This window comes from Odoribacter sp., from assembly GCF_985060555.1.
Genome location: NZ_CFKYFN010000060.1, coordinates 1 through 12,576, shown reverse-complemented (window position 1 = coordinate 12,576; position 12,576 = coordinate 1). Strand labels below are relative to the sequence as shown.

General features: G+C 43.1%; 12 protein-coding genes and 1 pseudogene. 8 read left to right on the top strand and 5 right to left on the bottom strand.

Annotated features, from left to right (window positions below; translation table 11 throughout):
* The first annotated feature begins 10 nt into the window (after window positions 1-10).
* From AC5RDS_RS07590 to AC5RDS_RS07565, 6 genes are all read left to right on the top strand, one after another.
* Window positions 11-2,038, top strand: a complete 2,028-nt coding sequence (locus AC5RDS_RS07590; protein ID WP_013610573.1) for a protein-disulfide reductase DsbD family protein — start codon at window positions 11-13, stop codon at window positions 2,036-2,038.
* 123 nt (window positions 2,039-2,161) lie between these two features.
* Window positions 2,162-2,665 carry a GFO_1088 family ECF-type sigma factor gene (locus tag AC5RDS_RS07585; RefSeq protein ID WP_013610574.1) on the top strand — a complete coding sequence of 168 codons (504 nt, stop codon included), beginning with the start codon at window positions 2,162-2,164 and terminating at the stop codon, window positions 2,663-2,665.
* Window positions 2,655-3,113, top strand: coding sequence for a PG0215 family putative anti-sigma factor (locus AC5RDS_RS07580; RefSeq protein ID WP_013610575.1), 459 nt, complete (start codon window positions 2,655-2,657; stop codon window positions 3,111-3,113). Before AC5RDS_RS07585 ends, AC5RDS_RS07580 begins: the two co-directional genes overlap by 11 nt.
* 7 nt (window positions 3,114-3,120) lie before the next feature.
* A complete protein-coding gene (locus AC5RDS_RS07575) occupies window positions 3,121-3,618 on the top strand; it encodes a DUF4252 domain-containing protein (protein WP_013610576.1) in 498 nt (165 codons plus the stop codon).
* Between the two features lie 25 nt (window positions 3,619-3,643).
* Window positions 3,644-4,144 (top strand): DUF4252 domain-containing protein, encoded by a 501-nt coding sequence (locus AC5RDS_RS07570; RefSeq protein ID WP_041556231.1) that lies wholly within the window; start codon window positions 3,644-3,646, stop codon window positions 4,142-4,144.
* Between the two features lie 14 nt (window positions 4,145-4,158).
* Entirely contained in the window at window positions 4,159-4,776 is a 618-nt protein-coding gene (locus AC5RDS_RS07565; RefSeq protein ID WP_013610578.1) for a DUF5715 family protein, read from the top strand.
* A gap of 21 nt (window positions 4,777-4,797) precedes the next feature.
* Here AC5RDS_RS07565 and AC5RDS_RS07560 read toward each other — a convergent pair whose 3' ends face one another.
* Both AC5RDS_RS07560 and AC5RDS_RS07555 read right to left on the bottom strand, forming a co-directional pair.
* Window positions 4,798-5,151, bottom strand: coding sequence for a lipocalin-like domain-containing protein (locus tag AC5RDS_RS07560; RefSeq protein WP_013610579.1), 354 nt, complete (start codon window positions 5,149-5,151; stop codon window positions 4,798-4,800).
* Between the two features lie 105 nt (window positions 5,152-5,256).
* Window positions 5,257-5,838 (bottom strand): Crp/Fnr family transcriptional regulator, encoded by a 582-nt coding sequence (locus tag AC5RDS_RS07555; protein WP_195328672.1) that lies wholly within the window; start codon window positions 5,836-5,838, stop codon window positions 5,257-5,259.
* A gap of 141 nt (window positions 5,839-5,979) precedes the next feature.
* Here AC5RDS_RS07555 and ychF point away from each other — a divergent pair, with 141 nt between their 5' ends.
* A complete protein-coding gene (ychF, locus tag AC5RDS_RS07550; RefSeq protein ID WP_013610581.1) occupies window positions 5,980-7,080 on the top strand; it encodes a redox-regulated ATPase YchF in 1,101 nt (366 codons plus the stop codon).
* 70 nt (window positions 7,081-7,150) lie between these two features.
* Here ychF and AC5RDS_RS07545 read toward each other — a convergent pair whose 3' ends face one another.
* The 3 genes from AC5RDS_RS07545 to AC5RDS_RS07535 all read right to left on the bottom strand — a co-directional run bounded on the left by AC5RDS_RS07545 (window position 7,151) and on the right by AC5RDS_RS07535 (window position 10,458).
* Window positions 7,151-8,149 (bottom strand): family 43 glycosylhydrolase, encoded by a 999-nt coding sequence (locus AC5RDS_RS07545; RefSeq protein WP_217778560.1) that lies wholly within the window; start codon window positions 8,147-8,149, stop codon window positions 7,151-7,153.
* A gap of 46 nt (window positions 8,150-8,195) precedes the next feature.
* Window positions 8,196-9,179, bottom strand: coding sequence for a family 43 glycosylhydrolase (locus AC5RDS_RS07540; RefSeq protein ID WP_013610583.1), 984 nt, complete (start codon window positions 9,177-9,179; stop codon window positions 8,196-8,198).
* Window positions 9,180-9,318: 139 nt separating this feature from the next.
* The gene (locus AC5RDS_RS07535) at window positions 9,319-10,458 is read right to left on the bottom strand and encodes an aldose epimerase family protein (protein WP_195457538.1); all 1,140 of its coding nucleotides are present in this window, start codon (window positions 10,456-10,458) and stop codon (window positions 9,319-9,321) included.
* A gap of 222 nt (window positions 10,459-10,680) precedes the next feature.
* Between AC5RDS_RS07535 and AC5RDS_RS07530 the strand changes: the two are divergent.
* Window positions 10,681-12,180 (top strand): annotated as a pseudogene (locus AC5RDS_RS07530) (beta-L-arabinofuranosidase domain-containing protein); the annotation flags it as partial.
* Window positions 12,181-12,576 lie beyond the last annotated feature (396 nt).

The following is a 12,576-nucleotide window of genomic DNA, read 5'->3' as shown; positions in this document are numbered from 1 at the left end:
TTAATAGTTTATGAAAAAAGGATTGTTTGCTTTTTTGTTGACGTTCATGCTGGGTATTTTTACTGTTTCGGCACAGGTAGAAAATCCGGCTCAATGGTCATATTCTCAGAAGAGTCTGGGAAATAATGAATACGAACTTGTTTTTAAGGCCGCTTTAGAACCGGGATGGCATATTTATTCGATGTATACGCCCGAAGGTGGTCCTATGGCTACAACTGTTACTTTTGAAGAAGCCGGAAAAGGGATCGAATTGGTTGGAAAAGCAACAGAGAACGAACCCAAAAAAGAACATGACGATGTATTCGGTGTGGACGTTTGGTCGTTCGAACTTGAATATGTCATTACTCAAAAAATTAAAGTAACCGATCCGGCTATTGCTGCTGTAAAAGGTGAAATCGAATTTCAGGTATGCCGCGAAGGACAATGTGTGAGATTCGACGAATCGTTCGATATCAAGATCGGTGATCAGCCTGCTGCTAAAACTGAAGTAAAAGCTGCTGCTGCAACCGATTCTTCCAGTGATTCGACTAAAGACGAGTCTTTGTGGATATTTTTCTGGGGGGCTTTCGTAGCCGGTTTGGCTGCTGTGGTGATGCCTTGCGTTTTCCCGATGATTCCGATGACTGTATCTTTCTTTATGCACGGAGATACGAACAAAGCAAAGGCGAAAGCAAAAGCGATCTTCTTCTCTTTGTCGATTATCGCTATCTATACCGCTCTGGGATTGATTATTTCTATGTTATTAGGTCCTGATTTTATCAACTGGTTAAGTACCAATTGGGTGCCTAATGTATTTTTCTTTGTGATCTTTATGATTTTCGCAGCTTCTTTCTTCGGTGCTTTCGAGATTGTATTACCTTCCTGGATTGTAAATAAATCGGATGCACAGGCAGATAAAGGCGGATATGTCGGAGCTTTCTTCATGGCTTTCACTTTGGTATTGGTATCTTTCTCTTGTACAGCTCCGATTGTCGGGACTGTACTGGTTGAGGCTGCCAGAGGATCTGTACTGCGTCCGATTATCGGTATGTTGGGATTTTCTATCGCTGTAGCCTTACCTTTCGGTTTCTTTGCTTTCTTCCCTTCAAAACTAAGCAACCTGCCGAAATCAGGAGGTTGGTTGAACTCTGTAAAAGTGGTACTCGGTTTTATAGAAGTTGCTTTAGGATTCAAATTCCTGATGGTTGCCGACCAGACTTACCACTGGGGATTACTCGACCGTGAAATATATATCGCTATTTGGGTAACGATCTTTACTTTGCAGGGATTGTACCTGATGGGTAAAATCAAATTTGCACATGACAGCGAACTGAAATACATCGGTGTTCCCCGTCTGGCGTTTATCATCGCTACGTTCACTTTTGTGGTATATCTGATTCCGGGTATGTTCGGTGCTCCTTTAAAAGCTTTGGCCGGTTATTTCCCGCCTCAGGAAACCATCGACTTCGATATCAACCGGATTGTACGGGATAATGTAAAGCAGATTTCTGTCAGTGGTGTTGCTACCGGAACAGCTAAGAAGTCTGACGCTTGTGAAGCTCCGAAATATTCCGATTTCTTGCACTTAGCTCATGGTTTGGATGGCTATTTCGATTATGATCAGGCTTTAAAATGTGCTCAGGCTCAAAACAAGCCGCTCTTTATCGACTTCACAGGACACGGTTGTGTAAATTGCCGCGAAATGGAACAATCGGTATGGTCCGATCCGCGTGTATTGGATATGTTGAAAAACGATTATGTCGTAGTGGCTTTGTATGTAGACGACAAGACTACTTTACCTGAAAGTGAATGGTATGTATCCGATTATGACGGAAAGAAAAAGAAAACATTAGGCAAGAAAAATGCTGACTTCCAGATCAAGAAATTCGATTCCAATGCACAGCCCAACTACATTTTGTTGGATAGCCGCGGCGGCAACGATAATGATCTGAGACCGCATATACTGGCTGCTCCAAGAGGACATAACCTGGATAAAGATGCTTTCGTTGAATTTTTGAAACAAGGTTTGGAAGAATATAAGAAAAGAGGAAATAATTAATTGACTCTTTGACTGATCGATCAGGTACCCCGGAAACGGGGTACCTTTTTTATTTTCCGAAAATTCGGTCTTTTATGTAACTTTTGATCTTTTCAACTGTCTTAGTATTGTAAGTGAGTTTGAATGATGGATAAAAATGAATTTATATCTCTGGTACTTCCTTTAAAGGATCGGTTGTTTCGGGTGGCTTGGTGTATTCTGCGAAGCAAAGAAGAGGCCGAAGATATTGTTCAGGATGTAATGCTGAAGGTGTGGAGGGATGAAAAAGGAAAGGTTGAAAATCTGGCAGCTTATTGTTACACTATGGCCCGGAATCTGGCTTTAAACCGATTGGTCTTGAAAGACAATCGGAGCAAGGAGTTGGAAGGGGCATATGAACAGGAAGTGCAGGAACAACCGTTGGAAAATATAATCCGTACCGAAAAGATGAAGTTGTTATATCGGATGATTGACGGATTACCCGGTTTACAGCGGGATGTCGTCCAATTGAGAGATATGGAAGGACTGAGTTATCGGGATATTGCGAAAACTTTACAGGTGACGGAAGAACAGGTGAAAGTGAATTTATTCCGGGCCAGGAAAAAAATTAAAACATGGATTTTAAACATGGAGAATTATGGATTATGATCGGATCATAGGGTTGTTGGATAAGTACTGGAAGTGTGAAACCACCTTACCCGAAGAAGAAGAACTGCGTTATTTTTATAAGCATTGCCGGCAAATGCCGGAAGAATTGGCCGAATATAGGGAGCTGTTCATCTTTCAGGAAGGGGAAAGACAAATCGGGTTAGGAAATGATTTCGACCGGAAAATTTTGGCTTCCATCTACAATAAACGTCCTGCCGGATGGAGAAAAGGGCTTCGGGTGGCTGCGGTGTTGTTGTTATTGATAGGGGTAAGCCAGGTATTGATCGATATAGGGAATCCGCAAAAGGATACTTGTCAGACTCCCGAACAGGCACTGGCCGAAGTCCGGCAGGCTTTGAATTTTGTATCTTCGAAGATGAACAGAGGACAACAACTGTTGGAAGAGAATATGGACGAAATGAAATGGATAAACCGATATATAAAATAAATAGGTAATGAAAAAGTGGATATGCATTGGATTATTTTTGATAGGAACCTGTAGTGTCCAGGCCCAGGATCTGGTGAGCGATTTTTTGGCCAAGACGAAAGAAAATAAAGTCTTTACACAGGTCAATATCAGCTCCAGGATGTTTCAAATGATTTCAGAGATCACGGATGCTGAAACGGAAAGTATTATCCGAAATTTGACCGGTATGAAAATGCTGACAACAGAACAGGAAACAGACCGGTATTTTCAGGAAGTACGGACGATGCTTCAGAAGCGAAAGCCTGAATATGAGGAATTGATGAGCATTCTGGAAGAAGGAGAACAGGTGTGGATGTATGTCCGGGAAAAGAATAAGGAGATTGTCGAATTGGTGATATTGGTAGGAGGAAAGGAAGAGTTTATGTTGATGAGCTTTTGTGGGGTGATCGATTTGAAAAAAATCTCCCGTTTGGCTAAAGCAGTAAATGTGGAAGGTATGGAGTACCTCGGAAAAGTAAAGAAATAGAGTGTGTCGAATTTTAAACTTTGGGATGATGAAAAAAAGTTTGTTCGTATTGATTTTAATCGGAGGTTGGGTAATCCCCTCTTGGGCTCAGAATAACAAAGAGTTCGAACAATTGTGCAAAAAATATCAGGATTCGGAAAATGTCGGATCGTTCGGAATGGATGGCTTGGGTTGTCTTTTGGCTTCCTGGTTTATCGGGAAAGAAGCGAACGATATAAATGCATTGATTCGGCAATGTTCTTCTTTCCGCATATTGAGTTGTAGCGGAGAAGAAAGTAAAATGCTATGTAAAGATATCCGGGCATTTGTCCGGGCTAGCAAACTCGAGGAATTGATCAGTGTACAAGAAGATGGATCGGAGGTGAAACTCTATATGCAAACGGTTAAAAATAAAGTCCATCAGGTTTTTGTATCGGTTGTCGATGAAGAACAGGAAGTTGTATTTCTGCAAGTAAAAGGAAAATTCGATCTGGCAGCTATTCAAAAATTAGCTAAAACTTCTCAGATTAGTTATCTTTGCCACTGAAAAGGACAACAGATATGCAGATATTGAAGTATATTTTCATCGGTTTGCTGATATTTTTAACGTGTGGTTGTGGTGGAAAGAAAAAACAAGGAGAATTCCGATATTTCCGGAATTATCAACGTACATTTAACGATTTGAACGATAAGCATCTGAAGGCTGCCCGACAATGGGGGATACAACCGGTTACTTCTGACGAATTGTTGGAAGAGCAAATGGGAAAGTTGGATAAAATCGGCTCCTGTCGTTATTATCAGGTAGATGAATTGACCCATTCTATCCCTTATTTGGTTCCCCGGGCAGAGAAATTATTGAAGACGATTGGCCGGAATTTTCAGGATTCCCTTTCCAGTAAAGGCCTCTCTTCCCGTAAGATCATCGTGACCAGTGTGTTGAGAACAACCGGGAATGTGAAAAAGTTGCGGAAGAAAAATGTGAATGCCAGTGCCAACTCAGCTCATGTTTATGGAACTACTTTCGATGTTGCATATGCCCGTTACAAAGGAGCCGAAAAAGAAGAAACCGATAAATTAAAGTCTGTGTTGGCAGAGGTTTTGCAAGATTTGCGCAAGCAAAAGAAATGTTATGTCCGTTACGAATTCAAACAAGGGTGCTTTCACATCACTGTTCGTTAAGTGAACAGGTGCGCTTCATTCTTAGTTGTACCTTTTGTAATGAATTTGGTAACCGACTCCTTTCTTTAAAATCAACTGGTCTTTGTCGAGCTGTATGATATTCAGGGTGTCTGAAAAATGTAAGGTTTGACGGTTGCCGGTACTTTCTCCTTCCAGAATGAGTGTTTTTCCGTTTATCTTCCAGCTTTTGTATTGAAGAGTGGCCATATTGATCGAACTGGCTTTCCCGTCTTTCTGAAATTTTATTCCTTGTACATCCTGGGCTCTGCCGGGGATGGGTTCACACCAGGAACCTGGTATTTTTTTCTCGTAACCTGTATTGGAACAGGATATCAGGCCTAAAGTCAGACAAGCGATTAAAGTAAAATTTTTCATATCACATTTTATTTTATAGTTGTTTGTTTTTAAGGAGATAGCAAAAATAAAATTCTATAGGTGAAATGACGAACTTGTCTTGGAGAAAGAGAAAAAATCTTGATTTTAATCAAGATTTTTTCTGGATTCGTTGAGAATACGGGTTCTGATCCGGCTTAATGTCTCGGGAGTGATTCTGAGGTAAGAAGCAATTTCTTTGAGATTAACCCTGTTCAAAATATCGGGAACTCTTTTTTGTAATTGGAGATAACGTTCCTCGGGGGTATCACAATGCAGGGAAATTATTTTTTTGAGAAAGTCGAAGGCCAACGATTCGACGAATGCACGTACATAAATTTCACCGTCGACCGATATTTGAAGAAAAGAACGTAAGGTTTCCAGAGGGGCCTGGATAACGACAGAATCTTCTAAAGCTTTTACATCCAATAAAGCGTCACAACCCTTTCGGGAAGGCAGGTAGGAGGATATAATTTCTTTCTCGAAAGCAAAAGCCATAATGTGTTCTGCACCTTTAGCGTCATGGCGGAGAAATTTGAAACTTCCCCGGACGATATAGGCTATCTCATGGCAAAAATGTCCCCTTTGGATAAAAAAACTATTTTTCTTGATTTCTGTTCTTGTCCCGTGTTTTAGGATAATATTTTTCAGGAACTCCAATTCTTTTATATGGATATCGATATCTGACATGAAGCTTGCGGCATACTGTTTATCCGGACGAAGATACAAATAAAGCCTCACATTTTAATATTGAATTATCTTTCAAAATTGATTATCTTTGCACGCCCGGAAGGGAAGGAATCATAGGTAATTATAAAAATAAAATATATTATGGGTTTACAATGTGGTATTGTCGGACTGCCGAATGTTGGAAAGTCTACCTTGTTTAATTGTTTGAGTAATGCGAAGGCGCAATCCGCCAATTTCCCTTTTTGTACGATAGAGCCCAATGTCGGGGTGATCACTGTTCCCGATGAACGGTTGAATAAACTGGTCGAGTTGGTGAATCCGCAGAATGTGGTTCCTGCTGTGGTTGAAATTGTCGATATTGCCGGCCTGGTGAAAGGAGCCAGTAAGGGCGAAGGATTGGGTAATAAGTTTCTCTCTAACATCCGTGAGACGGATGCTATTATTCATGTGTTACGTTGTTTCGATGACGATAATATCGTACATGTGGACGGTAGTGTAGATCCGGTGAGGGATAAGGAAATTATCGATACTGAATTGCAGTTGAAAGATTTGGAAACAGTAGATAATCGCTTACAGAAAGAGGAGAAAAGAGCTATGACAGGTGGGGATCCGGTCGCTAAACGCTTGGTTGAAGTACTTCATCTGTATAAAGCTGCCTTGGAGAAAGGATTGTCTGCCCGTACCGTCGTATTGGACGATTTACAACAGGAAGCGGCCAAAGACCTGCAATTATTGACCAATAAACCCGTATTGTATGTTTGCAATGTCGACGAAGCCTCGGTTGTGAAGGGAAATAAATATGTAGATGCTGTTCGTGAAGCGGTGAAAAATGAAAAAGCCGAAGTATTGATTATCGGGGCAGGCATTGAGGCTGATATTGCAGAACTGGAGACCTACGAAGAGAAACAATTGTTTCTGGAAGATTTGGGACTAAAGGAAGCCGGAGTCAACAAGCTGATTCGTACGGCTTATCATTTATTGAATCTTCAGACCTATTTTACTGCTGGCCCGAAAGAAGTGAGGGCATGGACTTTCCGTAAAGGTATGAAAGCACCTCAGACGGCCGGTATTATCCATACCGATTTCGAAAAAGGGTTTATCCGGGCCGAAGTGATCAAATACGATGATTTCATTGCATACGGTTCCGAAACGAAATGCAAAGAAGCCGGCAAAATGTCGGTAGAAGGGAAAGATTATGTGGTGCAGGATGGAGATATGATGAATTTTAGATTTAATGTATAATCGATCACGGGGACGGGGCAATTGTGCGAAAATTTCGCACAATTGCCCCGTCCCCGTGATCGATTTTTCATCAGTCTTCTTCGTTAGGTAGATAGAAGTCGAAATCGCTATTGCGGTCACAGATTAGAAGGCCGTCCTGGATGGTCAAGGGAGCTACTTGAATACAACTTCTCCGGTATTGATACGGTAGGTTGCCTGATTCATCATTTCGGGTTTCGGTATGTGATTTACGTCCCGGGTGTGTGAAGTAGAATATATAAGCTTTATCTCCGGCCACAACGACGTCGGCATGTGCTCCCTGAGGAGTATCCTGGAAACGCTTGCCTGGTTTATCCAGGAGCAATCCTTGTTTTTCCCAGGTATTTAAGTCGGTGGAACGGTATACCCGCAAACCTTGCCATTCATCGGTGATCATCCAGTAATAATTGCCGAAACGGAATACTTTGGGGCCTTCATGGGCATTCCCTCCAATTGCCGGCTGATCGTGGGTAATCCATTTTTTTAGATTTTTACTTTCGGCCATCATTGTCACAGAGCCGCGGTTCTGGTCTTTGTACCACATTTTCCAAGTACCGTCGGGAGTCCGGTATAAGGTAGGATCGATGATATTGGAGTTGATCTGTGGTTTTCCTGCATATTTCCAGTCCCATAAATTTTTACTAGTGTAGTGGGCGATACAGGCATTCCCGCTCCAATGATTGCGTACGCCTTGAATATAAGATACGAACATATGGTATTTACCGTTGTGATACACGACATCCGGTGCCCAGAATGTGTTGTGTCCCGGTTCGATATCCAGGTCGAGAGTGCCCCGGTAAACCCAACTTTGACCATGGTCGTCGGAAGAGGCTATACCGATCTGATTCCCATAACAATAGGCGACGTCTGCGGTTTCGGAATTTGCCCGGCGTTGCGTGTAAAGCATCCACCAGTTTTTTTCAGTCCGGTTCCAGATAAGTACCGGGTCGGCAGCTCCATCGGTAATCGGATCCCGGAATAGGGGAGCTTGGTGTTGTCCCCACAAACTCATGGTGTAAAGCAGGAATAGAATGAAAAATAAAATTTTCATGGCTGTAGAGTGATTAGATTAGTACAAAAGCTTTACAAGGATACATTTAGAATTTGGGAGCCTGGGCTTCATTCGACGGCATATTTCCTTCCACGTAAGGCCAACCCTTTTTCCAGTGTATCCGGTCGAGCATCACTACCCGCCCTTGTTTGGCCTTATCCCGGATATAAGCATGATATAAAATCCAGTCGTCTCCTTTTTTATCGGTCATGATTTCGGCATTGTGCCCCGTACCGGCAAAACTAGCATTGGGATGAATGACCACCTCGTGGTGGTTGTCGAGCATGGAATTGCCGTTTTTGTCCATGTAAGGGCCGAACAGGCTTTCCGACCTGCCGACGACCGTGGTGTAGGTACTTTTTTCTCCCTGACAACATGAACCGATGGAAGCGAACAGATAGTAATACTTGCCTTTTTTATGGACATATACGGCTTCGTAGGCCGTTCCTGCTATCTGCGTCGGTTTTGCACCGGGACGGATATGAAGTCCATCTTCGCTTAATTCGATATAATAAATACCCCGGAAACTTCCCCAAAACAGGTATTTTTCTCCGTTTTCTTCGATATAAAAGGGATCGATAGAGTTTTGAACTCCGATTTCATTACTCCTGAAGAGTTTTCCCTGGTCCGTAAATGGTCCTGCCGGCGAGTCGGCAACGGCGCATCCGATACCGCAAGTATGTTCTCCTCCCCAGCGGGACATCGCATAGTATAGCACGTATTTCCCATCGATGTGATTGATATCCGGCGCCCACAAACCGGCTTTGGGTTCGAAAGTCGGACGTGTCGCATCGGTGAAAGCAGTTCCGACAAAAGTCCAGTTAACCAGATCGGGAGATTTATAAATCGGTATATTGTGAATATCCTCGGTGGCGTATAAATAAAACATTCCGTCGGGAGCTTGAATCACAGTAGGATCCGGAGTCGACTTAGCCAGAACCGGATTACAGTAAACTTTAATTTTAGGTGTTGTTCCATAACTATGGAGAGAACAGAAGAGGAAAAGTATGAAGATGAAGCTTATTTTCATAAATATTGAAGTCATAATAATCAAAAAGAAAACGGTGACAGTCCAGTTTGCAACCTTTGTTACCGTTTTTACTGTTGTCACCGTTTTAACTTTATAAATTGCTTGGGTATCTCCTTGTCATACTAACAGGAGCTATCGGTTATTCTGCACCGAATTTATAAATACAGGTGCTATGATATTTTTCTCCCGGACGTACGACAACCGAAGGCCAGTCGGCTTTGTTGGGGGAATCGGGATAGTGTTGTGTTTCCAGGCAAAGAGCAGAACGTAAGGGATAGTAAATACCGTGTTTACCTTTTACAGTCCCGTCGAGGAAATTGCCGGCATAAAATTGAATACCCGGTTCGTTGGTATATACTTCCAGAGTACGTCCGCTTTTGGGGTCGTACACTTTAGCTGCAACTTGGCTGATGTCGCCTTGGGTGTTCAAAACGTAGTTGTGGTCGTAGCCGTGACCGTTTTTCAATTGTTCGAAATCGTAATTATCGATTCTGGCACCGATTGCGGTTGCTGTCCGGAAATCCATCGGAGTACCTTCGACCGGTGCGATTTCGCCGGTAGTCATAAACGTACTGTCCACCGGAGTATAATAATCGGCATTCAGCGTCAACTGATGATCCAGAATGGTGGTTTTGCCATCTCCTGATAGGTTGAAATAAGCATGATTGGTCAGATTGACGATCGTCGGTTTGTCGGTTTCTGCTTCATAGTTGATCTGAAGAGCATTGTCGTCGGACAAGCTGTAAGTAACCGTTGTTTTCAGCGTTCCCGGAAAACCGGCTTCTCCGTCGGGAGAAACACAGCTCAGGACTAATGTCTGGGCATTGGGTTGGGTTGCATCCCAAATCCGGTGATGAAATCCGGTGTCGCCTCCGTGTAAGCAGTGACCGTAATTATTTTGAGGCAATTGGTATTCCTGGCCGTCCAGGATAAAACGTCCCTGATTGATCCGGTTACCATAGCGTCTGATCAGAGCTCCGAAATTACCACCTTGGTCGGCGATATAATCGGCGATAGAACTGTGGGCCAGCATGATGTCACCGAACTTGCCGTTCCGGTCGGGTACCCAAATAGAAACGATACGACCTCCGTAGTTCGTGATCGCTACCTCTACACCATTTTTGTTTTTCAGTTCGTATAAAGCGACTTTTTTTCCGGAAACCGTCGTGTCGAAATCTGCTTTCTTTAATCCGGATAAGGTCGTGCCCGTATCGGTCTTGCTGTTACAAGCCATCAGAGAGCACAATGCACAGCATACGATGAGTAATCTTTTTTTCATATATAAAGTATTTAGTGTGTAATTTTGTTACAAAATAAGAAATAATCCGGATAGGATACTAATAAAATTATGTCATAAAATGGTATTTTCAGATCAAACCAAACGTTTGAAGCCTGATTCCGGACCTGATTTTTACCTGATATTGACATTTAATGGTTAGATTCTTTTACCTTTTGTCTCATTTTGGAACTATTTTTACGCTATAGAAATTTTTAATCTAAAATGATGACTTTATTCACAAAATCGTTGTCGGTTTGTGCAGGTGCTTTATTGGCAACAGGTATTTTATTCACCGGTTTTTGTTCGGCTGACGAAGAGCATATTGCTGTAGTAGAACGTCCTTCGACTAAGGTGGCCAATGTGAATTATACCGCTAGCCGGGCCCCTTTGAAGCCTTTACAGTTTATTAAATTACCTGTAGGGAGTATTCAACCCGAAGGATGGCTGAGAAAATACCTGGAATTGCAGAGAGACGGGCTGACCGGACATTTGGGAGAAATCAGTGCCTGGCTGGAAAAAAACGATAATGCTTGGCTGACTGCTGGCGGACAACACGGTTGGGAAGAGGTGCCCTATTGGTTGAAGGGGTACGGTAATCTGGCCTATATCCTGAACGATCCTAAAATGATTGCCGAGACGAAAGTTTGGCTGGAAGGGGTTTTCAAAAGTGTACAGCCGGACGGGTATTTCGGACCGGTAAACGAACGGGATGGCCGCCGGGAATTGTGGGCTAACATGATTATGTTGTGGTGTATGCAGTCTTATTATGAATATTCCGGCGATCAGCGGGTGATCGATTTGATGACCAATTATTTCAAATGGCAGTTGACGGTCGATGACAGTAAATTCCTGAGGGATTATTGGGAAAATAGCCGGGGAGGTGATAACCTTTGGAGTGTATATTGGTTGTATAATATTACCGGTGATTCATTTTTATTGGAACTGGCGGAGAAGATTCACCGTTGTACGGCCGATTGGACAATAGACAGTCGTTTACCCAACTGGCATAATGTGAATGTAGCACAGTGTTTCCGTGAACCGGCCACTTATTATATGCTGTCGGGTGATTCGGCCCATTTGGCTGCCAGCTATAATGTACATGCTTTGATTCGCCGTTGCTTCGGGCAAGTGCCGGGTGGTATGTTCGGGGCTGATGAAAATGCCCGGATGGGATGTATCGATCCCCGGCAAGGTACTGAAACCTGTGGGTTTGTCGAAGAAATGGCTTCCGACGAATTGATGATGCGTATCACTGGCGATCCGATGTGGGCAGAACAGTGTGAGAACGTGGCCTTCAATTCTTATCCCGCAGCGGTGATGCCTGATTTCAGGGCTTTGCGTTATATAACTTCCCCCAATCAGGTGTTGAGTGATGCTCAAAATCATAATCCCGGGATTGATAACGGAGGGCCTTTCCTGGCGATGAATCCTTTTAGTAGCCGGTGTTGCCAGCATAATCACGCACAGGGATGGCCTTATTATACCGAACATTTGGTGATGGCTACTCCGGATAACGGTCTGGTGGCCGCTCTTTACGGAGCTTGTCAGGTTAAAGCTAAAGTGGGGAATGGTAAAGAGATCGTTTTGAAAGAAACCACTCACTATCCGTTCGAAGAAACCATTGCTTTTACGGTGGATACGAAAGAAAATGTGAATTTCCCGTTTACTCCCGGTAATGTCCCCTTGGAAGTGAAAGCACAGGGCCGCCGGATTCCTTCGTGGAAGATCGATAAGTATGGATTGTGTGCTGTGTTGCCTGAAACAGATGCACCGAAATCCCCGCAGATTGAAAATATAACCTTGATACCGATGGGAGCTGCCCGTTTGCGGATTTCTGCTTTCCCTGCCGTATCCGAATAATAGAGCCTGCAAGGTGAGATTTGGATGGTATATTATAGTAATTGGATTCTCCTGTCCTCATGTAAAAGCGGATAGAAGACTGTTTTTCGGAATCCTTTGGATATAGCCTTAGGAGATTCTTATGTTTTTTGTTGGCTTCCGACGGACATTATTATATGTACGGGACTGGAGGATGGTTTTGCTTGCTATTCTTCGGACCAATCACGGGGACGGGGGGAAAGTGGGGAAAATTTGTCCAAATTATCCTCCCTCCCCCTC

Excerpts from the sequence above, each read along its gene's own strand:
- AC5RDS_RS07590 (WP_013610573.1), top strand. The coding sequence starts at position 11 with ATGAAAAAAGGATTGTTTGCTTTTTTGTTGACGTTCATGCTGGGTATT.
- AC5RDS_RS07585 (WP_013610574.1), top strand. The coding sequence starts at position 2,162 with ATGATGGATAAAAATGAATTTATATCTCTGGTACTTCCTTTAAAGGAT.
- AC5RDS_RS07580 (WP_013610575.1), top strand. The coding sequence starts at position 2,655 with ATGGATTATGATCGGATCATAGGGTTGTTGGATAAGTACTGGAAGTGT.
- AC5RDS_RS07575 (WP_013610576.1), top strand. The coding sequence starts at position 3,121 with ATGAAAAAGTGGATATGCATTGGATTATTTTTGATAGGAACCTGTAGT.
- AC5RDS_RS07570 (WP_041556231.1), top strand. The coding sequence starts at position 3,644 with ATGATGAAAAAAAGTTTGTTCGTATTGATTTTAATCGGAGGTTGGGTA.
- AC5RDS_RS07565 (WP_013610578.1), top strand. The coding sequence starts at position 4,159 with ATGCAGATATTGAAGTATATTTTCATCGGTTTGCTGATATTTTTAACG.
- AC5RDS_RS07560 (WP_013610579.1), bottom strand. The coding sequence starts at position 5,151 with ATGAAAAATTTTACTTTAATCGCTTGTCTGACTTTAGGCCTGATATCC.
- AC5RDS_RS07555 (WP_195328672.1), bottom strand. The coding sequence starts at position 5,838 with ATGTCAGATATCGATATCCATATAAAAGAATTGGAGTTCCTGAAAAAT.
- ychF (WP_013610581.1), top strand. The coding sequence starts at position 5,980 with ATGGGTTTACAATGTGGTATTGTCGGACTGCCGAATGTTGGAAAGTCT.
- AC5RDS_RS07545 (WP_217778560.1), bottom strand. The coding sequence starts at position 8,149 with ATGAAAATTTTATTTTTCATTCTATTCCTGCTTTACACCATGAGTTTG.
- AC5RDS_RS07540 (WP_013610583.1), bottom strand. The coding sequence starts at position 9,179 with ATGAAAATAAGCTTCATCTTCATACTTTTCCTCTTCTGTTCTCTCCAT.
- AC5RDS_RS07535 (WP_195457538.1), bottom strand. The coding sequence starts at position 10,458 with ATGAAAAAAAGATTACTCATCGTATGCTGTGCATTGTGCTCTCTGATG.